Annotated in this window: 21 protein-coding genes; 9 read left to right on the forward strand and 12 right to left on the reverse strand. The window is 74.5% G+C overall.

The features are described from left to right. Window positions 1–159 precede the first annotated feature (159 nt). Window positions 160–1611 (forward strand): NAD-dependent succinate-semialdehyde dehydrogenase, encoded by a 1452-nt coding sequence (locus ACI79V_RS18890; protein ID WP_456891672.1) that lies wholly within the window; start codon window positions 160–162, stop codon window positions 1609–1611. A gap of 309 nt (window positions 1612–1920) precedes the next feature. On the opposite strand, the gene ACI79V_RS18895 is transcribed toward ACI79V_RS18890, so the two are convergent. The 5 genes from ACI79V_RS18895 to ACI79V_RS18915 form a co-directional block, all read right to left on the reverse strand. After that, complete coding sequence (locus ACI79V_RS18895) at window positions 1921–3297, reverse strand: threonine/serine ThrE exporter family protein (RefSeq protein ID WP_456891674.1); 1377 nt, start codon at window positions 3295–3297, stop codon at window positions 1921–1923. A 483-nt stretch (window positions 3298–3780) separates the two neighbouring features. Then, the gene (locus tag ACI79V_RS18900) at window positions 3781–4419 is read right to left on the reverse strand and encodes a hypothetical protein (RefSeq protein WP_456891676.1); all 639 of its coding nucleotides are present in this window, start codon (window positions 4417–4419) and stop codon (window positions 3781–3783) included. Window positions 4420–5483: 1064 nt separating this feature from the next. Further along, window positions 5484–5960 (reverse strand): hypothetical protein, encoded by a 477-nt coding sequence (locus ACI79V_RS18905; protein WP_456891678.1) that lies wholly within the window; start codon window positions 5958–5960, stop codon window positions 5484–5486. Then, window positions 5957–6979, reverse strand: a complete 1023-nt coding sequence (locus ACI79V_RS18910) for a baeRF2 domain-containing protein (protein WP_456891680.1) — start codon at window positions 6977–6979, stop codon at window positions 5957–5959. Before ACI79V_RS18910 ends, ACI79V_RS18905 begins: the two co-directional genes overlap by 4 nt. A gap of 487 nt (window positions 6980–7466) precedes the next feature. Then, entirely contained in the window at window positions 7467–7919 is a 453-nt protein-coding gene (locus ACI79V_RS18915; RefSeq protein ID WP_456891682.1) for a hypothetical protein, read from the reverse strand. A 648-nt stretch (window positions 7920–8567) separates the two neighbouring features. On the opposite strand from ACI79V_RS18915, the gene ACI79V_RS18920 reads away from it, so the two are divergent. From ACI79V_RS18920 to ACI79V_RS18935, 4 genes are all read left to right on the forward strand, one after another. Next, entirely contained in the window at window positions 8568–9593 is a 1026-nt protein-coding gene (locus ACI79V_RS18920; protein ID WP_456891684.1) for a HAMP domain-containing sensor histidine kinase, read from the forward strand. Next, window positions 9590–10249: a response regulator gene (locus tag ACI79V_RS18925; protein ID WP_456891686.1), complete on the forward strand. Its 660-nt coding sequence runs from the start codon at window positions 9590–9592 to the stop codon at window positions 10247–10249. The genes ACI79V_RS18920 and ACI79V_RS18925 overlap by 4 nt, the downstream gene beginning before the upstream one ends. After that, window positions 10246–11487, forward strand: coding sequence for a PucR family transcriptional regulator (locus tag ACI79V_RS18930; protein WP_456891688.1), 1242 nt, complete (start codon window positions 10246–10248; stop codon window positions 11485–11487). The genes ACI79V_RS18925 and ACI79V_RS18930 overlap by 4 nt, the downstream gene beginning before the upstream one ends. Window positions 11488–11725: 238 nt before the next feature. Then, window positions 11726–11953: an STAS domain-containing protein gene (locus ACI79V_RS18935; RefSeq protein ID WP_456891690.1), complete on the forward strand. Its 228-nt coding sequence runs from the start codon at window positions 11726–11728 to the stop codon at window positions 11951–11953. A 136-nt stretch (window positions 11954–12089) separates the two neighbouring features. Here the strand turns inward: ACI79V_RS18935 and mnhG are convergent, their stop codons facing one another. Then, on the reverse strand, window positions 12090–12431 hold the full coding sequence (gene mnhG / locus ACI79V_RS18940; RefSeq protein ID WP_456891692.1) for a monovalent cation/H(+) antiporter subunit G: 342 nt from the start codon (window positions 12429–12431) through the stop codon (window positions 12090–12092). Continuing rightward, entirely contained in the window at window positions 12428–12685 is a 258-nt protein-coding gene (locus tag ACI79V_RS18945; RefSeq protein ID WP_456891694.1) for a monovalent cation/H+ antiporter complex subunit F, read from the reverse strand. Before ACI79V_RS18945 ends, mnhG begins: the two co-directional genes overlap by 4 nt. Window positions 12686–12723: 38 nt before the next feature. On the opposite strand from ACI79V_RS18945, the gene ACI79V_RS18950 reads away from it, so the two are divergent. Next, window positions 12724–13149, forward strand: a complete 426-nt coding sequence (locus tag ACI79V_RS18950) for a glycoside hydrolase family 15 protein (protein ID WP_456891731.1) — start codon at window positions 12724–12726, stop codon at window positions 13147–13149. Here the strand turns inward: ACI79V_RS18950 and ACI79V_RS18955 are convergent. The 5 genes from ACI79V_RS18955 to ACI79V_RS18975 all read right to left on the reverse strand — a co-directional run bounded on the left by ACI79V_RS18955 (window position 13064) and on the right by ACI79V_RS18975 (window position 18374). Then, window positions 13064–15145, reverse strand: coding sequence for an acyltransferase family protein (locus ACI79V_RS18955; protein WP_456891696.1), 2082 nt, complete (start codon window positions 15143–15145; stop codon window positions 13064–13066). The genes ACI79V_RS18950 and ACI79V_RS18955 overlap by 86 nt on opposite strands. A gap of 839 nt (window positions 15146–15984) precedes the next feature. After that, entirely contained in the window at window positions 15985–16614 is a 630-nt protein-coding gene (locus ACI79V_RS18960; RefSeq protein WP_456891698.1) for a hypothetical protein, read from the reverse strand. A 658-nt stretch (window positions 16615–17272) separates the two neighbouring features. Continuing rightward, window positions 17273–17455 (reverse strand): hypothetical protein, encoded by a 183-nt coding sequence (locus ACI79V_RS18965; protein WP_456891700.1) that lies wholly within the window; start codon window positions 17453–17455, stop codon window positions 17273–17275. A gap of 174 nt (window positions 17456–17629) precedes the next feature. Further along, window positions 17630–18046, reverse strand: coding sequence for a hypothetical protein (locus ACI79V_RS18970; protein ID WP_456891702.1), 417 nt, complete (start codon window positions 18044–18046; stop codon window positions 17630–17632). Continuing rightward, window positions 18039–18374, reverse strand: a complete 336-nt coding sequence (locus ACI79V_RS18975; protein WP_456891704.1) for an STAS domain-containing protein — start codon at window positions 18372–18374, stop codon at window positions 18039–18041. Before ACI79V_RS18975 ends, ACI79V_RS18970 begins: the two co-directional genes overlap by 8 nt. A 147-nt stretch (window positions 18375–18521) precedes the next feature. On the opposite strand from ACI79V_RS18975, the gene ACI79V_RS18980 reads away from it, so the two are divergent. The 3 genes from ACI79V_RS18980 to ACI79V_RS18990 are packed head-to-tail and all read left to right on the forward strand — an operon-like array spanning window position 18522 to window position 21228. Then, window positions 18522–19241 (forward strand): response regulator, encoded by a 720-nt coding sequence (locus ACI79V_RS18980; RefSeq protein WP_456891706.1) that lies wholly within the window; start codon window positions 18522–18524, stop codon window positions 19239–19241. Next, window positions 19238–20611, forward strand: coding sequence for a sensor histidine kinase (locus ACI79V_RS18985; RefSeq protein WP_456891708.1), 1374 nt, complete (start codon window positions 19238–19240; stop codon window positions 20609–20611). Before ACI79V_RS18980 ends, ACI79V_RS18985 begins: the two co-directional genes overlap by 4 nt. Next, a complete protein-coding gene (locus ACI79V_RS18990) occupies window positions 20608–21228 on the forward strand; it encodes a GerMN domain-containing protein (RefSeq protein ID WP_456891709.1) in 621 nt (206 codons plus the stop codon). The genes ACI79V_RS18985 and ACI79V_RS18990 overlap by 4 nt, the downstream gene beginning before the upstream one ends. The last annotated feature ends 170 nt before the right edge of the window (window positions 21229–21398 follow it).

Genomic DNA, 21398 nt, shown 5'->3' on the forward strand with positions numbered 1-21398 from the left:
ACCGTGCCGCGCGCCGATCGAGGTGTCGCTGCGGGGGGTGGGGACCGAGGCCGCCCTCGTGACGTCAGACTCCTGGCGACGAGGAGCGCTCCTGAGGCCGCGGCGCTCCTGTCATGCCGGACCGACCGGACCGGACCCCGATGCAGGGAGGACGACGCCATGACCGCCGAACGCGGACACACCATCTACATCGGCGGGCAGTGGCGTGCAGCCGACACGCAGGCCACCTTCGCCGTCACCGATCCGGCCACGGGTGAGGTCATCGGGGAGGCGGCGGACGGTGGCCGGGTCGACACGGCGGCAGCGATCGCCGCCGCCGAAGGCGCACTGACGGCCTGGTCGGGCACGACCGCGTACCAGCGCGCGGCCGTTCTCGCGAAGGCCGACACGCTGATGCGCGAGCGCCGGAGGGAGCTGGCCGCGCTGATGACCCGCGAGCAGGGCAAGCCGCTGAAGGCCGCGATGAACGAGGTGGCCTACGCCGCGGACTTCCTCGCGTGGTTCGCCGAGGAGGCCAAGCGCATCAGCGGGGTCACGATCCCCTCCGCGCGGGCCGACCAGCGGTTCGTGACGATGCGTCAGCCGGTCGGCGTGGTCGCGGCCATCACGCCGTGGAACTACCCGATCTCGATGCTGACCCGCAAGCTCGCGCCGGCCATCGCCGCCGGCTGTACCTCGGTGCTCAAGCCCGCCGACCAGACCCCGCTCTGCGCGGTGGCGACGGTGCAGGTGCTCGCCGACGCCGGGCTGCCCGCCGGCGTGGTCAACATGGTCACCACCACCCGCGCTGCCGAGGTCGGCGACGCGCTGCTGGACTCCCCGGTGGTCCGGAAGCTGACCTTCACCGGCTCCACCGCCGTCGGGAAGATGCTGGTGGCGAAGGCCGCCGCCACCCTCAAGCGCGTCTCGGTGGAGCTGGGCGGCCATGCGCCGTTCATCGTCTTCGGTGACGCGGACCCGGTGCGGGCGGCCAAGGGGGCCGCACTGGTCAAGTTCCTCAACACGGGTCAGGCGTGCATCAGCCCGAACCGCATCTACGTCCACCGCTCCCTCTACGACACCTTCGTCGCCACCCTCGAGCAGCGCATCGCGGCGCTGCGCGTGGGCAGGGGTGACCAGGAGGGGATCTCCATCGGTCCGCTGATCGACGACCGGGCCGTGGCGAAGATGGAGGCGCAGGTCGACGACGCACGCACCCGGGGCGCCCGGGTCGTGGCCGGTGGTGAGCGGGTGCAGGTCGACGGACTCGGCGGCACGACCTTCTTCTCGCCCACCCTGCTGGCCGACGTGACGCCGGACATGCTCGTCTCCCGGGAGGAGACGTTCGGGCCCATCGCCGCGGTGACCCCGTTCGACGACGAGGACGAGGTCATCGCCCGGGCCAACGACACCGAGTACGGCCTGGCCGCCTACGTCTACACCAACGACCTGTCGACGGCGATCCGGGTGACCGAGCAGCTGCGTTTCGGGATGGTCGGGGTCAACGACATCAACCCCACCTCCGCCGCCGCACCCTTCGGCGGGGTCAAGGCCAGCGGACTGGGACGCGAGGGCGGGTACGAGGGCATCGACGAGTACCTCGACACCAAGCTCGTCGGCATCGCGATCTGAACTCGCCCGGGACGGCCGTCCTGCTCGCGCCGTGCGGGGACGACGGCGGCCACGGCGTCTTCGCTGACCCGGCGCCCGCATGGGTACCCCGCCTCGATCGTCCAGCAGGTGGGTCGGTCCGGAGATCGTGCCCGCGGCCGCCCGCGTCGTCGACGCGGCCGTCCGGGTGGTGGGGCCGGGCCGCAGGGTGTCGACGTGGTGTCACCAGGGCCCCGGAGGCCTCGAGGCCCAGCGCCCCGGACTCCTGGCCTGCAGGAACACCGGCACCGCGACGCCACCAGCGGCCGTTGGCGTGGTCGCGCACCCAGCTCAGTCGGTGGTCATCGCGCGCCGGCGGACGCGCTCGTCGTAGCGGTCGCGCTCGCCGCTCAGGGGCCTGCCGAGGTACTCGCCCAGCGTGACGCCGGCAGCGAGGGCGAGCCCGACGGCGCCGGCCCCGACGAGGGCGCCGAGCCCGTCGTCGATCCGTGCCTCGACGACGATGGTGAACAGGCCGTGGTAGACGGCCAGCCCGGGCAGCAGCGGGACGATGCCGCAGACGGCGACCAGCTGCGGTGGGACCCGGAGCCGCTCGGTCAGCACCTCGCCGCACGACCCGAGGACGACGGCGGCGGCCCCGGCGGCCAGCGCGGGACCGGCACCCAGTTCACCGGCTGTCCAGGACGTCGTCCAGGCCAGCCCGCCGGCCACCGTGGCCAGGCCGACGGCGCGCGGACGGGCATGGGTGGCCAGGGCCCAGAACCCGGCGATCCCGGCCGACGCGGCCAGCGCGACGGCGAACGGCACGGGAGCGGGGGAGGTGTCGATGATGGTCAGTGGGAGTTGTGCGCGCTGGGCCAGGTCGAGGACGCCGGCGATGCCCACGACGATGCCGGCGGTCAGGGTCACCACCTCGAAGGCCCGCGCCCCGGCGGTCACCGGGAACCCGCTGATGGCGTCCTGGGCCGCACCGACCAGGGACAAGCCGGCGAGCAGCACGACGATGCCGGCAGCGACGACCAGGGAGGTCTGTACGTCGACGTCCCAGGCGAGCAGGAGGACGGCGACCCCGGTGGCCAGCGCAGCCCCGGCCACCTGCTGGAAGAACAGCGGCAGGCTCCGCCGGTTGAGCGCGCGCATCACCTGCTCGACCACAGCGGTGGTCAGCGCTGCGAGGAGGGCCTCCCGCCAGCCGCCGCCGAGGACCAGCCCGAAGCACCCGGCGACGCCCGCCCACCCCAGCGCGGTCACGCTCCGGCGGTAGGTGGCGGGCGCCGAGACCACCCGATCCAGCCGGCGGTGCGCCTCCTCGACGTCGAGGTCGCCGGCGCCGACCGCACGGGCCAGGTCGGTGATGCCCTGCAGGCGGGTGTAGTCCAGCCGGCTCGTGTGCACGATCCGCATCGCGGTGAGCGGCACCGCGTTCTCCCGGTCGTAGCTGACCGTGATCGACCCGAAGGTGATGTCGACCTGGCAGCTGGTGAGCCCGTAGACGGCAGCAACCCGCAGCACCGTCGCGGTCGCATCAGCCGCCGATGCCCCGACGGCCAGCATCGACGCCCCGATGCGCAGGGCCAGCCCCAGCGCGGCGTGCGCGGTGACGTCGTCCATCCGGCTGGCCTGGGCCCGCATGCCGATCGGCGCGGTCGGCGGGCTGGTCCCCGCGATCGCCCGCCAGGCCCGCTCCGGGACGCGTGCGTACGGCATGTGACGATTCGGAGGCCAGGTGGGCACGCCTCAACGGTATGTGCGGCCACGCGTCGACCGACCACCACGCGACCGGCCGGGCCTGACGTGTACGCCACCCCGGCACGGGCCGCGAGGCCGCCCGCTCGGCGGACGGGGCGTGCGTCAGGAGCCGTCCGACATGTCCTCCTGCTTCCTCGGTCAGCGGCGATCGGCGCCGAGAGCGCGGTCGCCGTCGTCCCCTCCCTCGGCACCTGGTGCCGTGTCGCGCCCCTCCAGAGCCCCCGGCACACCGTGGGCGGCCCCACGGCAGGAGCGGGACTCCGGACCACCGGAGGGGACGTCGGTCGGGTCGCCTGGCGCTGCCCGGGCGCGCTCGACGGGTGGGGCGGTCTCGCGGCGAGCCGTGGTGGAGTCCGCCCGGCGTCGGACGGCCGGTCCGCCGAGTTCACACCGTTCCGGGTCGACTTCCTCGGGGAACGGTCCTCGGAGAACGGGTGGTCCTCATCGTCCAGGGGTCGGCTCGTCGGGTGGCTCCGCCGTCGGCAGCGGCGAGTCCTCGCCCCGGATGAAGTGCCTCGGGTCCGTGCCGAGACCCGCGTCCAGCCAGCGCCGGAACCCCCCGGGATCCCGGCGCTGGATCTCCTCCAGCACCAGCTCGCGCGCCGGGACCGAGGGGGATCCGGCGACGGCCGGCCCCGCGCCGGTGCACCGCCACTCGTCCAGCAGGTCGTGGAGCGGCAGCCGCTCGAGCAGTGGTCGCAGCGAGGACTGCCCGGGATCCAGCGCCTCCCGTGGTGGCGCGACCGCAGGGACGGGCTGGCGAGAGACCTGGGCGATCCAGTTGATGCCGATCAGGGTCGTCAGCAGGATGACGACCACTGACAGGTGGCTCCCGCGCTCGCCCAGGGCCTCCGTCCCACGGATGAACGGGAAGAACAGGCCGGTGGCGGCTCCCACGGTCAGGCGGGTCAGCAGCGGGGCCCTGTCTCCCGGCTCGACGGCCCAGTGCGCGAACTGGGCGAACCACGCGCCCACCGCCCCGCCGACGAGCACCGTGACCAGCACCAGTGGTGTCGCAGAGACCAGCACGCCGAGCAGCGCGACCAGCACGAAGACCGTGGCCAGGACCCGGATGGCCACGAGGTTGAGGGCCAGCAGGGGTCCCGAGGAGCCGTGCGCTCCACCGGTCCGACGCCCGTGCCGTCCCTGCGGACTGCTCACTCCGGCGGCCGGTCGAGGGGGTCGGCACGGCGAGCACGGCGTTGCGGCGAGTGCCGGGATCGCGAGGACATCGGACCTCCTGACGGCGGCGGGGGCAGGCGCCGACCGTAGGTCCGTGGCCGGCCCGCGGTCAGGGACGCGTGCGGAACTCCGCCGGCCGCGGACGTTGCCGGGCGCCGGAAGCCGCCCGGCGCCACGGGGACCCTGGCTCGGGTGGCGCGAGGACCGGCATCCCCCCTCCGGCGTGGTGGGGGCCTGCCGTGGACGGTCAGCGGGTCGACTCGTCCGGTCGCGGTGCCGGGTCGTCCGCGACGGTACGGAGGTGGTCTTCGGGTGGGGCCGCCGCTCCCGCGAACAGCCAGGCGTCGAAGCCCGCGGGATCGCGCCGTCGGATCTCCTCGAGGACGGCCTCCCGCCACCGCACGACGGCGTGACGGTGGCCGGCGACGACCGGTCGACGTTCGCGCCCGTGGCACGCCACTCGGCGACCAGGTCGTCGAGGGAGAGCGTCCGGAGCAGCTCGTGCGGCGGACAGGCAGTTGCCGTGTCCTCCTCGAGCGGCTCGCGAGCGCCCGGGGCAGCCGGTTCCACCCCCGTGCCGAGCCGGTGGATCCACAGCGTGCCCCGGACCGAGAGCAGCCCCACGAGCGCGAGCACGAGGTAGGCCCCCACGGCACCCAGTTCGCGGACACCGGTGCAGAACGGGACGAACAGGGCAGCTCCGGTCGCCACCGGCAGCCCGCTGGACAGAGGACGAGCGGCCCGGCCACCCCGATCGTCCAGCGAGTCGGCCAGGCGCCCGATCGACACGGCCACGGTCCAGCCGACGCCACCGAAGGCGAGGGCGACGAGGAGGCCCTGTGGGCTGGTGAACACCGCGCCGACCAGCGCCACGCCCACCGACGACGTCGCGAGCGCCAGCGTGCCCACGCGGAGGAGGCACCGCGCCACCCGTCGGACCTGGGCGCCGGCCACCGCCGCGATCACCGGACGCTCCCGTCCACCGTGGGGACCGGGGATCCGCTCCCGCCGGCGGTGGCGGCTGGGGCGTCGGTGGGTCGGGGCAGCCTGCTCCGCAGCCGCCGGTTGTTGCGCGGCTCCCGGCGCGTGGCGGTGTCGTCCAGCTGCCGGCGCAGCCCCTCGCACACCCTCCTGACCGCGTCGTCGAGGTGGCGCTGCGCCGAGCTGGCGACCAGGCGCGGTCGCCCGCGGATCCAGCACTCGAGGGTGAGGCGCTGGCCCGGGGTGCCGCGGTCCTTGAGGGAGACCTCCAGCTCGACGCGTTCCGCTGGGTAGCGGGCCAACTGTGCGTCCAGGCGCGCCAGCATGCGGACGAGGACGTGGCGCTCCTGCTGGGTGAGGCCGGCGGCGAGGCGCAGCGAGCCGGCGACGGTGGCCGGCTCGGTGCACGTGATCCGGGCGTCCGCGCGGGCCGGCCGGGCCGGGTCGGGGGAGCTCATGACAGGACTCGCTTCCTCAGGGTCCGGGGGACGTCGAGGGAGTCGCGCAGCAGGGCGCCCACGCCCGCCGGGAGTCGCCGACCGTCACGGACGGTCCGCACGGTCGTGGACGTGGCGCACGCGGCGTGCACGAGGACGTCGGACAGGCGGACGGGGCGCCCGGCCGCTCCGGCGCTGTCGAGCACCAGCCGTGGGATCCCGTGGCGGTCGGCCTGCTCCGGTGCGACGAGCACCTCCTCCGCCTGTCCGTGCACGACGGCCCGTAGCGTCGCCGTCGCCCCGACGCAGGCGCGGCCACCGGGGAGCGCGGCGAGCAGCTCCTCGACGACGGCGGCCTCCTCCAGCGCGGCGACGTCCGCGGCCATGAGCCGTGCCCGGGCGGCCAGCGAGCCGGGGTCGGAGGGGCCCCGGACGCCGACGAGCAGGGCCCGGATGCGGGGTTCGAGCCGTGTGCGGAGGAGGTCCAGCGTCCCGGCCTGGCCGCCGGTGACGACGAGCCGGGCCCGGCTGCAGCCCACCAGCCAGGTCAGCGCCTCGCTGACGGCCCGGGCGTCGGCCGTCCACTGCTGCTCGGCACGGGCCAGCCGCCGGTGCGGGCTGACGGGGGCTGAGCCTCCGACCAGGAGGTCCTCGCCGACGACCTGGCAGACGAGGTCCGGGGCTCCCGGTTCGACGAGGAGCAGGTCCGCGCCCCGTCGGTCGGTGACCACGACGACCACCGGGACCTCCCGGTGCCGAGCGGCGAGCAGGGGGGACAGGTGTGGGAACGGACCGAGGGTGGCCCGCTCCTCCACCGAGCGCGGCAGGTGCTCGACGTGGCTGCGGCCGTCGGCGTCGGCGAACGCAGCCATCGCCTGTCCGCGCAGCGGCGCCTGGTGCGTGCACTCGTCGAGCGCTGCCAGCATCGGCTCCGGTGCACCCTCGTCCCGAAGCCGACGGCGCATGACGGGCCACCGCGTCCGCACGTGCTCGGCGCCGTCACGGATGCCGGTGCGCCCCTGGAGGTAGACGGACGCCACCGGCCCTGGGTACGCCAGCTCGTGCACCTGGGTCGTCGGCTGCCACGGAGCAGGCGGTCGGGTCGCGTGGTCCGGGGATCTCGTCGTGAAGGTGGTCATCCTGGCCTCCTGAGGGGTCGGACGTCGTCGTGCCGCGGCCGGTCCCGCCCTTCCACGGCGGTGGACCGGACGCTAGGGACGGGCACGGGCGCCCCGGCAGGACAGCGGTCGGCGAACAACCCCCGGCCAGCTTGCCGACGGTGCGCAGTGCCGTGGTGCCCGCGGCCGGTGTCCGGTCGTCGGGCCGCCGCGCCGCGCGGCCGCGGCAGGGGCTCGGTGCGCGGTCCGGCAGTCCCCACCGGCCGGGCCGTGCGGTCGGTCGCGGGTCGCCCGCGCTCAGGTGTTCGGCCTGCCGGCCGGTGCGCTTCCCGGCAGGGCCTGCTGTGGATGGCGCTCGTGCTGCGGTTCACCGCCCGGGCCGGCCCTGACACCGGAGCGGCTCGTCGCCTCAGGAGTCGTGACCGTGGAAGTCGTGGACGGGGCCGCGGGGCAGGACGTCGGACGGCGGTGCGACGACGGCCCGCACGGTCGTCTCACCGGCCCGGGCGAAGGTCAGGGTCAGTGCCGCCGACTGCGCCGCGTCGATGCGGCGGTCCAGCCCGGACAGCACGACGACCGGTGCGTCCGTGCCGATGAGGACGGCCTCGCGCGCCGGGAGGAGGACGTCCACGGCGGCCCTGTCCCTCGCCGACTGCGTGCGGTGTGCCCGGACGTCGACGGGGTCGGGGGAGGAGCCCGGCTCCGCGACCGTGGGGGGATCGCCGAGCGTGGCGACGCCGAAGTCGGGCCCGGTGACCTCGACCAGCCGGTCGTCGACGGTCCCGCTGTTCACGATCGCCATCGGCAGCTCCACCTCGTCACCAGCCTCGTGGGCACCGCCGATCGGGTGGGCGAGTTGCACGGCACGGATGGTGAGGTCTCCCACCTGGCCGGTCCCACCGGTCCTGTCCCGCACCTGCGTCGCGGTCTGGGCGACCTGACCGGCGCTGCAGCCGGCGAGCACCAGCGGCGACAGGACCAGGAGGACGGCGGCCGCGGATCGCAGAGCCCGGACACGACCGGGCGCCCGTGCCTCCGTGAGCGGTGAGTGGTCCCGGCCACCCGGGCAGCGGGGCTCGCGTCGCGCCACCGCCACCGCCATCGAACGTCGTGCGTGTCGTGTCACCTCGGCATCACCACCCCGCGTGTCCGGCTCCCGCCCGGCGCGGGGCCGACGTCCTGACCGGTCCACGAGCCGGAACGTAGGGGCGACCCCGGCACGGGGGTACGCCCGGGGCGGGACGAGCGGTGCGGCTCCTCGTTGCCGGATCCCTGCAGCGGGGCTCTCCAGGGGACCCGGGTCGCGCCCGTGGCCGGGCACCACACCGGGTACGGGCGCGAGGGGATCGCAGGGCGCTCGGCGGCGGGACTGCACCCCTCGCGGTCGCAGGTGAGCCGGCCGGATGGGGTCCCGGCCCCATCTTCACGCGGATCGCTGGACCGGCCGTCGGCCGTGGATCACGCTCGTGTCGGTCGGGGACGTGCCGATCCCGACCGGGCGGAGTGGGTGATGGAAGACCGCAGTCGCGGGCTGCAGCGGATCGGTGCCTCGCTGTTCTGGCGGGTCTGCCTGGTCAACGCCGCGGTCTTCGCGGCGGGGGTGGCCGTCCTGGCAGCGTCCCCGGCCACGGTGTCCTCACCGGTCGCGCCGGGGGAGTTCGTCGTGCTCCTCGTGGGTCTGGCGGTGATCCTGCTCGCGAACGCGGTGCTGCTGCGTGCCGTCCTGGGGCCACTCGACCGCCTGCGGAGCCTGATGGAGGACGTCGACCTCCTCCAGCCCGGGCAGCGCCTCCCCGAGCAGGGCAACGGCGCGGTCGCCGACGTCATCCGCACCTTCAACGCGATGCTCGCCCGGCTGGAGGCCGAGCGTGCCCTGAGCAGTGGTCGCGCGCTCGCGGCCCAGGAGGGAGAGCGGCGTCGCGTGGCCCGGGAGTTGCACGACGAGGTGGGGCAGAGCCTGACCGCGGTGCTCCTCGGGTTGCGTGGGGTGGCTGACCGGGCTCCCGCCGACCTGGCCGAGGAGGTCGTCATGGTGCAGGAGGCAGCCCGCAGCAGCCTGGACGAGGTGCGCCAGGTGGTCCGCCGGCTCCGCCCCGGTGTGCTGGACGACCTGGGACTGTGCAGCGCTCTGACCTCCCTGGTCAACGAGCACGCCTGGCTGACCGGCGCGGACGTGCAGCGTCGCTTCAGCTCCTCGCTTCCTCCTCTCGATCCGCAGAGCGAACTCGTCGTCTACCGGGTCGCACAGGAGGCGCTGACCAACGCGGCCAGGCACGCGGGCGCCCGCCGGGTCGTGGTCGAGCTCACCGAGACCGCTTCGGGGGATGCGGTGTCGCTGCGCGTCCTCGACGACGGGCGGGGGCTGGACGGCAGCGCGGAGGGCGCCGGCGTGCGGGGGATGCGGGAACGGGCTCTCCTCGTCGGCGCGACCCTGACCGTCGGTCCCCACGAGTCCGGAGGTACGGACGTCCGCCTCTGCGTCCCGCTGCGCCCAGCACGAGTCCCGCTGCGCCCAGCACGAGAGGACAGGACGTGAGGAACGGCCAGCCGACGCGGATCCTCCTCGCGGACGACCACGCGCTCGTCCGTCGCGGTGTCCGCCTGATCCTCGACCGGGAGCCCGACTTCCGGGTCGTGGCGGAGGCCGCCGACGGGACCGAGGCCGTCGCTCGCGCGCGTGACGTGGACGTCGACCTGGCCGTCCTCGACGTCGCCATGCCGCGGTTGACCGGCCTGCAGGCGGCGCGCGAGATGTCCAGGAGGTCGCCGGGGCTGCGCATCCTCATGTTGTCGATGTACGACAACGACCAGTACTTCTTCGAGGCGCTCAGGGCCGGGGCGTCCGGGTACGTCCTGAAGTCCGTCGCCGATCGTGACCTCGTCGCGGCCTGCCGGGCCGCGGTGCGGGACGAGCCGTTCATCTACCCCGACGCGTTCACCTCGCTCATGCGGGAGTACGTCCAACGGGCCGGTCGCGGGGAGCGTCTCCCCGACAGCGTCCTGACCGGTCGGGAGGCCGAGGTCGTCAAGCTCATCGCCGAGGGCTGCTCGTCGAGGGAGATCGCCGCGCTCCTGGTCATCAGCGTCAAGACGGTCGAGCGGCACCGGGCCAACATCCTGCAGAAGCTCGGCATGCGAGACCGCACGCAACTCACCCGCTATGCCATCAGAACGGGGCTGATCGAGCCATGACCGTCGCCGACGAGCAGGCCGTGCGCACGGCGCGCGGCAGCGGCGGGGAGGTCGCCGGGGTGCTCTCCGAGCTGGCGGAGGCGGCCACTGCGCGCAGCGGCGTCCCGGTCGCGCTCCTGGACGGCTACCCCCACGCCCTGCTGACGGTGGCGCGGACCGGGCGCGGACTCAGCGCCGAGGAGGAGGCCAGTTGCCGCCGCCTGGGCGGTCAGGCGGTGGCGATGGGTGTCGGCCTGCCCGCGCTCGTCGCGGTCCACATGCACGCGTCGCGCCGGTTGTGGTCCCGGCTGCCTGAGCTGCTGGGCGCGGTGCGGGAGCGCCCGCTGCGTCCGACGGAACTGGTGGGTGTGGGAGAGGCGGTGTGGCGGGCCGCGGATGCCGCGCTGGCCGCGCTGACCGCTGGGTACGTCGAGGCCCAACGGCTCGTGGTCCGCCGCGAGGAGGAGTTCCGACGCGAGTTCGTCGACGATCTGTTGACCGGTCGGTCCCCGATCGGTCCGCTGATCGAGCGCGCGGAGCTGTTCGGGCTGCAGCTGAGCGGCGGTCACCTCGTGGTGGTGGTGGAGGGTGGGCAGCCCATCGACTCGGGCAGTGCTGTCCGGGGATCTGTCGAGGAGACCCTGGGCGCCCGCTTCGCCACCAGGGGCCTGCTCGTCGAGGCCAAGGACGGTCGGCTGGTGTGCGTCGTGTCCTCCCCTCCGGGGGGCGACAGGGCCGGCGACGTCGGCGACCAGGTGGCCGAGCTCGCCGGCCGGGCCGTGTCCACCTCGGTGCGGCGGGGGTGCTGGCGGGCGGGGATCGGCCGTCCCTACGCCGGGCCGCGGGGAGTGCAGCGCTCGTTCCAGGAGGCGATGGAGGCGCTGGAGACGGCGACCCGTCTCCGCCTGCCCCACCGGGTCGTCCACGCCGCCGACCTCTTGGTGTACCGCGTCCTCGGGCGGGACGAGGCGGCCCTGGCCGACCTCGTCCGGACGGTCCTGGAACCGCTGACCGCCGCCCGCGGAGGAGCCGAGCCGTTGGTCGAGACCCTGCAGACCTACTTCGCCGCCGGCAGCAACGCCGCCGAGGCGGCTCGTCGACTGCACCTGAGCGTCCGCGCCGTCACCTACCGGCTGCAGCGGGTGCAGGAGCTGACCGGGTACAGCCCCGGGAGGCCGTCACAGCACCTGACCCTGCTCGTCGCCGTCACCGGTGCCCGGCTGCTCGACTGGCCACGGCGCCAGCTGGTGAGCGAGTGACGACCGGTGTCCTTGCCTGCAGACGGCAGTCCACCGGCCGGGAGTCGTCCCAGTCGGACCGTCGCCCTCCCGCGGACCCGGTCCTAGCGTCCGGGACATGCCAGTCCAGACGCAGCGATCGGTCGGGTCGGGTCTCGCGAGGCGGGGACCGCGTCTACGGTCGGCCGGGTCCCTCCTCTATCGACCGGCGGAGCTGACCGTCCAGGTCACCCGCGGGGGCAGCCGGCCGCTCGTCACCGTGAGCGGCGCCCTCGACGCCTCCGGCGCCGCGCTCCTGTCGGCCATGCTCGAGCACGTCGGAGAGGTGCAGGGTCGACCTGCCGAGGTGGACCTCACCGGCGTGGGCTACGCCGACAGCCACGGACTGGCTCCCGTGCTCGATGGGCGGACGACCGTCGTCGGTGCCTCGCCGCAGGTCCGGCGGATCCTCGAGCTCCTGCAGGAGCCGTGCCCGCAGCCGGTGTGAGGCCCGTCGGCATCGTCCGAGGAACCGACGGCACCGTCTGAGGACCCGATGGCACGGCGTTGATCCAGGAGCCCGCCGACGGGCCCGTCGTGCGCTGTTCAGCAGCGCGCCGGGACCTCGGGGAACTGGTGACGACTCACGGCGGGGGCGCACCGTCGGCTGCCGCCGTCTCGTCCTCGGTGTCGGGAACGAGCGGCGCCCCGGAGCGGTAGGCGGCCTCGCCGATCTTGTGGCCGGCGATGGGCACGGTGAACAGTTGCAGGACGATGGCGATCACGAGGACCGTCACCGCCGTCACGCCGGGGGTGAGCACCGCGACGCCCAGCAGTACCGACACCAGGCCGAGGCCGGCGGCCTTGGCCACGGCGTTGGCGCGGTTGTAGACGTCGGGCAGACGCACCAGACCGACCGCGGCGACGCCGATCAGGGCGACCCCGAGCCCGACGAACACGTCCCCGAGCACCGTCTGGGCGGTCACGACGACGACCTCGTGGCGACCAGCCGGGCGAACGCGACCGTGGACAGGAAGCCGACCAGGGTGCCGACGAGGACCAGGTCCAGCAGGGCCGGTGCGTCCAGGCGCACGGCCAGCAGCGCGATGGCGGCGAGCACCACCGCGAAGCCGAAGTCCACGGCGAGAGCCCGGTCGGCATCGGTCGGCCCGGCCGTCGACCGCGCCGTCGCCACCGCCAGAGCGAGGGCCAGCACGACGAGGGCGGCATCGATCAGCATCCGCGGGCGGGCAGACGCAGCACGACGTCTCCGGGGAGCTGCTCGACGTCGCCTGGGGGTGGGCCGGCTCCGGTGGGCCGGTCGACGACCACCTGTGGGCAGCGTTGTGCGACCTCACCGAGGCCACCATCGAGAACTGGACGACTCCGGACCACGGCATCTGGGAGGTCCGCACCCCAGGGCGGCCGTTCACCTACTCGGTCGCGCTGTGCGCGGTCGCCGTCGCACCGGTCCTCGCGGCGTGGGGCGCCGGTGAGGTGCCGCTGCAGGAGTACCCGGCGGGCTCGGCGGGGCCGGCCGGTCGAGTGACGGCAGCCGGCGGGCGGTCCGGCCATATGGCCGCGGCCGATCGACGGTCGGCTGACTCCCAGACGCCGGTCAGCACGGCGCCAACGCGCAGCCCGCGAGGGCGAGGAAGTCGTCCTCCAGCACCGCCCGGACGGTGCTCATGTAGGTCGCGGTGACGTGCCCGTCGTCCATGTAGACCCGCACGTTGCCGATCAGCGCGGGGCACGTGGTGTCCGTGCAGAAGTAGGGACTGGTGTCCAGGACGCTCACCCCCGGGGGCAACGACGGCTCCGCCTCAGCGAGGAGGGACCCGGTGTAGACCCAGGAGCGCGGCACCTCGCAGGCCGCTGAGGCGTCACCCCACCGCGCCATGCAGTCGGGAACGTCGTCCACGTGCCGCGGGCTGTCCCGCAGGGCGATCACGCGCAGGCCCGCATCCGACAGCTGGGTCCAGGCCGCCAGGAAGCCCGGCGGGACGAACTCCTCGCCCGGCCCGGATCCGGTCCGCGTCCCGAGCGAGACGACGAGATCCGGTTCCAGGGACACGATGCGGTCGACCAGGTGGGCCCGCCAGGTCGCGCACTCCTCGTACCCGGGCCAGCCCTCCTGGATGAACTCCGACTCCGTGGACAGGTTGCAGCCGCCGCGCACCATCCCCACGACCTGCCACGAGTGCGTCTCGGCCATCGCCGCCAGCGGAGGCAGCCACTGGGCGACGTGTGAGTCGCCGACGACGACCACGCGGCGCGGGCGGTCGTCGGAGCCGAGGACGCAGACCTCGGCCTCTGTGGACTGCCACCCGAACTCGTCCTCGCTCCGGCACGTCGCACCGGGGAGCCTCGGCCAGTCGTCGCGGATCACCGACATCGACGGGAGCGGCTCCACGCCCTCGACGCCGCCGGTGTGGATCAGGGGACTGCCCAGCGCGGCCGCCCCCGGGTACGCGGGATCGTCGGCTGCCGTCGCGACGCGGGATGCCTCCCGGTCCAACCACGTCAGCACGAGCCCGCCCGTCGCGGCCAGCGGCAGGGCCGCGACCGCGACGAGGGCCAGGGCCCCGACGGGGCGACGTGCCTTGAGCCGGTCTGCCGCCGGCCGCTCGACCAGCCGATGGGTCACCGCGGCGAGGACGAGGGACAGGGCGACGACGGCGGCCGCGCCCCGCGGCGAGGGAGTCTCCCGCTGCGTGTGGACCAGGTAGAGGACCAGCACGGGCCAGTGCCACAGGTAGAGGGGGTAGGAGCGGGCGCCCAGCCAGCGCACCGGGGCGGCACCGAGGACCCGGTGGACTCCCCGCGGGCCCCCGTGGTCGGCGGCGACGAGCACGGCCACGGCACACAGCACCGGCCAGCTCGCCTGCCAGCCGGGGAACTCGTGAGCTCCGTCGAGGACGGCGCCGCAGGCGACGAGCGCGACCACACCGCCCCAGCCGAGCGCCGCTGCCGAGTTCGGTCCCGGGCGGACGTCGCGCAGCAGGAGGGCCACCAGAGCACCGGCACCCAGCTCCCACAGCCGGGGCAGGGAGGAGAAGTACGCCTGCTGCTGGTCGGCGGCGGTCGCCGCGACCGACCAGGCCAACGACGCCGCGGTCACCAGCGCCACCGAGCCCACGACTGCCTGCCGGGCGTGGCGTGTGCAGCCGGCCCACCGGAGGACGGCGGCTCCCGCGGCGACGGCGACCGGCGCCAGCACCAGCACCTGGACCTGGATCGACAGGGACCAGAACTGCTGCATGGGGCTGGCGGCGGCGTTGCTCGCGCTGTAGTCGACCGCGTCGTCCACCAGCCGTGCGTTCTCGGTGAAGGTGACCGAGGACAGCAGGTGCAGCGCCAGCTCGCGCCACCGGCTCTGCGGCATCACCCACACGCTCGCGACCACGGTCGCCAGGAGGACGAGCACGGCGGTGGGCAGCAACCGGGACAGGGTCCGCGTGACCGCCCGCAGGACCGGGACACGGCCCTCGCGGTGCACGTGTGCGCTCATCGCCTGGACGAGGAAGAAGCCGCTGAGGACCAGGAAGACGTCGACGCCGCCGGAGACCCTCCCGCTGGAGACGTGGTAGGCCACGACCAGGGTCACCGCGAGGGCGCGCAGGCCGTCGAGCTCCGTCCGTCGCCGGCTCCGGCCGGCCTCGGGGACGCCACGGACCGTGGACTGGGTCAGGACGGACACGCACGGACTCCCGGGCGCGCGGTCCCAGCGCAGGAGGTCAGGTTGCCGGAGCCCCGGCCACGGTGCCCGTCCGCCCGGCTAGCGGCCCCCACCGGCACTGCCGCCGACCCCACGCGAGTGGCCCCTTCCGCTCGGCTGCGGGCAACGCCGTGTCCTGTGGTGCGGAGCAGTCCTCGCCCTGTGACACGTCGGGTGCCCCGTGGAGTGCCGTGGCTTCCCCCGACGTGGTCCCGGGCGGGCGCCGCAGAGGGCCCGTCCGGCCTCCGGGCTGCTGTCCCCGTCGGGAGTACCGAGCAGGTCGTCCGGGTCGCCCGCCGGGCCCTCCGTCGAGCGGTGCACCGCCCGACGCTCGAGCGCTGAACGCGACGGCATCCGACCTCCTGACGGACCTGCGGCGGGTCCGTGACCGACCGTACGGCTGAGGCCGGAGGGCGTTCAGGAACGCTCCCGGCACGTCATCGGGCCCGGAGGTTGCCGGGAGCCGGAAGTGAGGAGTCGGCTCCTGGTGGTCGCACGGGCATCCACACCGGGACGCAGCCAGGTGCCGTTCGGTCCCGGCAGCCGGTCAGGACCGTGGTCGCCGACGACGTACGAGGGCGGGAGGGCTCGCGGAGAGAGGTCGATGGCCCGCCGGTGTGCAGACGGCGACACCTCTCAAGACTGTGGAGATCTCGCGGCGCGACACAGCGCCACCCCGCCGTGCGCTCACAGTGAGACGACGGGCCGCGGGAAGCGCTCGTGCGTCAGCGACCGGTCCGGCGTCCCGCCGCGGGATGCCATGACCGCACCGCACCGATCAGGAGTCACGCACGGGGACCGGCCCGCGGACACTCCTCGAGTCAGTTGGCGTTCGTCGCGCCGGTGTCAGTCGTGCTCTCCAACAGCTGACCGAGGTCCCACCGCTGGGAGGTCTGCTGCAGCCACCGACCCCACATCTCGACGTCCTGGCCGTAGTCGCCGTCCTGCACGCCCTGCCAGACCTGCCGCAACCGCTCCTGGGCGGCGTCGGGCCGCATGCTCAAGAGGTCCTGCAGGTCGCTGCGCAGGTCCGGGGGAAAGTCGTCCATGAGGTCGACCGTCCGCTCGGCCCAGTCCTCGACACGTTCGCCGTACTCGCCGGCCACCGCGTCACGGAGGACCTGCTCGACCTCTTCGGCACGCTGGTCGGCAGGCAGGTCCTGCAGGTCCGCCAGGTCGTCCTGGAGATCCTGGGGCAACCAGTCGACCTCGTCCGGCGCGGCGTCGCCATCCTCGTCGTCCACGGCGTCGGCAGACCCCTGTGCTGCGCCGCCGGCCGCCTCCGCGGCGTCCTGGGCGGCCTGGCTCGCCTCGTCAGCTGCGTCCTGAGCCGCCTGGGTCGCCTGGTCCGCCGCCTCCTGCGCCTCCTGTGCCGCTTCCTGGGCCGCCCGGGCCGCCTCCTCGGCCGCCCGTTGCGCCGCGTCGATCGCTGCCTGGGCCGCCTCGGCCACCTCGTCGACCGGGTCGGGTGGTGCACCGACCGCCGAGCCCGGGCCGAGGACCAGGGCCGCTGCTGTCAGGGTCGCCGCCCCGGCGCCCACGATCGCACTCCGTCGTCCGTGCCTGCGCAGGTCCACGTCGTCTCCTCCACGTCGGTGTCGGCGCCGCGGGACGGCGCCCTCTCGGCGGGATCGGGGGGCCGGGGCCGCTGCTCGACCGGCCCGCGATCCCTGCTCTCTGGATGCCCAGTGGACCGGCACGGAGCGATGTCGAGGCCGTGACGGTCCGATGACGGTCCTCGGGCTGCCGAGCAGGCATCCGTCCTGCCGGGAGTCGCGGGCGCGGCGCGGACACCGGGGACAGGCGCTCGCGCAGGCGGACGGCACGAGGCCGGCGGATCGGGTCCGGCGACCAGCTGGGGACTCGGGCCTGGTCCGAGAGCAGGGGCCCGCTGTCTGGCGACTCGGGGTGTCGGGCTACACCGTGCAGGTCGACGAGGCGGCAGCGTGACTCGTGCACCCGTGGCGCAGGGCGGAGGACGTGTCGGCTCCGCCGAGGGGCGTCGGCGCCTCGGCCGGCGGATCACACCTTCCCGCGGCCTGCGACGCATGGCGGTGGCTCTGTCCGATCCTCGTCGCCTGGGCGTCGGGCGGTGGCAGTCGCGACGGCTCAGCTGAGGGCCAGGCCACCGCCCATGGCGCGCCTGTCGGGGTCGATCCCGAGGTCTCGGAGCAGGTCGGCGTCCCGGACGGTGTCGACCTCCACGTCCAGGATCCGCTCGGCCCGGCCGGCCTCCTCGGGCTTGCCGCCAGCACGCAGGGTCTGGATGACGTGCCACCTGTCGATCAACACGGCTTGTTCCGACCTCTCCTGTCGATCCTCTGCCTGAGGCACCGGCGACATCGCCTGAGGAGCGCCACAGGTCGTCGTCCCGCGAGCCGGTCCAGCAGGGGACGTGGGTGCCTCTTCCAGCCTGACCGCGCGTCGTCATCGGGGCCACCGTCATCGGCATCCGCCACGGGATCGTCACGTTCCGGGCCGACCCGGCGGTGGAGCGACGTGTCCGGCGGGCACCCGCTGCATCCCGGGTACCGGGACGTGCAGGAGGACGAGTTCGCCACCCTCCTCGGTCACGGACCTCCGGAGGCCCTCCAGGTCCTGCAGGCCGGCGTCGTCGGCGGTGCGGATGTCCTCCAGGTCGAGCGTGACCCGGCCACGGTGGTCTCGCTGGAGGAGGAGGACGGTGCCCCGGACCAGGTCGGCGCCTTGGACCGTGAGGTGTCCACCGGCGTGGATCGTCCGGCGTTCCTGGTCGACGACCTGCGAGAAGGTGTGGTCGTGACCGGCGCCCCACTCCACGGCATCCACCGGGTCCTGGGGCCGACTGTCGGGGGCCGCGCTCGTCGTCTGGTCGCGGAGACCGACGGGGCGGCGCTCAGTCATCGAGAGGCTCCAAGCGGATCACGCGCCAGAGACCGGTCCGGAACAGCAGGGCCTCGACGCGACGGTTGGCTCCCCGCAGGACGACGGCGCCGCCCCGGGCCCGGCAGGTGCGGTGCGCCGACAGGAGGCTGGCCACGGCGGAGCTGGACAGGGAGTGCACCGCCGTCAGGTCGACGACGAGCAGCCGGGCTCCGGCGAGCAGGGCGTCGTGCAGGAGCCAACGGGCGTCGGCGAGGCCGTCGGCGAGCAGGGCGTCATCGAGCCGGACGGTCACCACGTCCCCCCGCGATGACGTGTGCGGGGTCCTCGTCGCGAGGGCGTGGGTCATGGAGTCTCCTCGTATCGGTGGATGGCCGGGTCGTCAGCAGCAGGTTGGTCCGCGGACTTTGCGATCCGGCCGCTCACCGCTTTGCGATCTCATGACGACCGGGTGCGCGTGGGGGCATCGACCCGCCCGGGTGGGAGCATCGCCAGCGTGCCGGCCCTTCGTCTTCTCCTCGTCGAGGACGACGACCCGATCCGCACCGCCCTGCGGTGGGCGTTGGAGGACGAGGGCTACGAGGTGGCCGAGGCGGCCAGCGGCGAGGAGGCCGTGCGGCAGGTGTCGGCGGCGGCGCCGGACCTGATGCTCGTCGACCTGATGCTCGGCTCGATGGACGGGTTCGCCGTGATCCGGGAGGTCCGCCGCGACCACGACCTGCCGATCACCGTCGTCAGTGCCCGGGCCGACACCCACGACATCGTGGCCGCGCTGGAGGCCGGCGCCGACGACTACGTCACCAAGCCCTTCCAGGTGAAGGAGATCACCGCCCGGCTGCGGGCGTTGCGGCGGCGCGCGGCATCCACCGGCGGCCAGGGAACACCGGACGCCGGTCCGGCCGAGGTGGTCCTCGACCAGGATCCCGACGCGCCGCTGGTGCTCAAGGCGATGCGGGGCACCGTCCACCGCGGCGAGCAGCAACTGCCGCTGACCCTCACCGAGTTCCGGCTCCTGTGCGAGCTGGCGTCGGCGCCCGGCCGGGTCTTCAGCCGGCAGACCCTGCTCGAGCGGGTCTGGGAGCACGGCTTCTTCGGCGACGAGCGCATCGTCGACGTCCACATCCGGCGGCTGCGCACCAAGGTCGAGCTGGACCCGGGCGCACCGCGGATCGTGGTCACCGTCCGGGGACTGGGCTATCGGCTGGACCCGCAGTGAGGCGTGCCCTCGGGGGACGGGGGCTGCGGGCGCGGATCGTCGTCGGCTTCGCCGCGGGCACGCTGCTCGTGTCCGCGGTCCTGGTGGCCACCACGTGGTTCCTGGCCCGCGGCTACCTGCTCGACCAGCGGGAACGCTCCCTGGTCCGGCAGGCGTTCGTCGATGCCACCGTGCTGGGCAGCCGTCTGGAGACGGCGGGGACCGAGGTGGGTGACCTGCTGGGGGAGATGGTGCCCTCGGGTGGCTCGCAGGTCGTCGTCCGCAGCGGGGGCTCCTGGTACTCCTCCAGCCTGGACGTCGGTGCGCGGGACGTGCCCGAGGACCTGCGGCGGATCGTCGAGTCGGGCGAGCCCGGACGCGTCCGCGTCGACTCGCCCTCCGGCCCTGCGCTGCTGGTCGGAGTCCCGCTTCCCGTCCCGGGCGTGCAGTTCTACGAGCTGTCCCCGTTGACCGAGCTGCAGATGGTGCTGCGCACGCTCGCCGTCGTCCTCGGCGCCGGGGCGCTGACCGCCACCGTCGCGGGTGGTGCGTTCGGTGCGTGGGCCAGCCGGCGCGCCATCTCGCCGCTGGAGCAGGTGGCCGGTGCGGCGATCCGGATCACCGGCGGGGAGCTGACCACCCGGCTGCCGGCCACTGACGACCCCGACCTGGTCGCGATCGTGGCCGCCTTCAACAGCATGGTGGACGCGCTGGCCGCGCGGATCGACCGTGATGCCCGCTTCGTCGGGGACGTCAGCCACGAACTGCGCAGCCCGCTGACCAGCCTCGTCACCAGCGTGGAGGTGCTGGCCACCCGCCGGGGGGAACTGTCCCCTCGGTCGGGGCAGGCGCTGGCCCTGGTCGAACGCGAACTCGGTCGCTTCCGGCGGATGCTCGACGACCTGCTGGAACTGGCCCGCATCGACGGTGCCTCCGCACCGCAGTTCGATCGGCCGGTGTCGCTGACCGCGCTGGTGCGGGAGGTACTCGCTGCCAGCGGGCGTGCCGCGGACCTGCTGACCGCCGATGCCGACGGCGAGACCACCGTGCTCGGGGACAAGACCGCGCTGGAGCGCGCCGTCGGCAACCTGCTGCAGAACGCCGACCGGCACGCCGGTGGTGCCCGCCGCGTGTCGGTGCACCGGCGGGACGGTGCGGTCGTCGTGAGCGTGGACGACGACGGCCCCGGCGTTCCACCGGAGGACCGTGAGCGGATCTTCGAGCGCTTCTCCCGGGGGTCCCGCGCCGCCCGCCGCTCCCTGCCCGGGGTCGGACTCGGTCTCGCCATCGTCGCCGAGACCGCCGCCCGGCACGGGGGAGCGGCGTGGGTCACCACTGCTCCGTCCGGCGGCGCCCGGTTCGTCCTCTCCCTGCCCCGGGTGCAGCAGTGAGGCGAGCCAGGCCGTTCATCGGGGCGGTCCTGCTGGCGGGGCTCGCCGGGTGCGGGGTCCCCATGGGCGCGCCGGCCGAGGCCATCCCGGGCTCGGAGGTGCCTGCGGGGCTGAGCTCACCAGCGGCCACCTCGGCTCCGATGCCGACCTCGACGCCGCCCCCGGCGCCGGTGGCCGATCCCGCCCGGGTCTACCTGCTCGGCGCCGACGACGCCCTGGTACCGCGAGCCCGGGCGGTCACGGGGTCCACGCGGGAGAACCGACTCGAGCGCCTGCTCGACGACCTCGCGGACGGGCCGACGGCCCTCGAGCAGGACCAGCAGTTGTCGACGGCGCTGCCGCCGGACGTCGAGCTGTCGGTCGCCGACGTCGCCGGGGGGACGGCCACCGTCGACATCAGCGGCACCACCGACGCACCGTCCGGGTGGGCCAGCCGCCTCGCGGTGGCACAACTCGTGCTGACCGCCACGAGCGTTCCCGGCGTGGACGACGTCCTGTTGACCATCGATGGCCAACCCGTCGAGGCGCCGCTGCCCTCCGGTGCGCTGACCACCGAGGCGCTCACTCCGGCGGACTACGCGCCGCTCCTCTCGCCGGGCGAGTCCCCACCGTCCTGATCCTCAGGTGGCGCCCCCGGACGCCGCCGCCGTCCGTCGGGGAGGAGCCGACCGGTCCGACGACCGCAGCACGGCGCGACCGGCGGCGAGGCGTCGCACCGCAGGGCGGCTCCAGCTCCCCGAAGGGCCGACCGTCGCGGGCACACGGCTCCACGAACGGAGGCGATCCG

Source organism: Geodermatophilus sp. SYSU D00700, assembly GCF_054050255.1.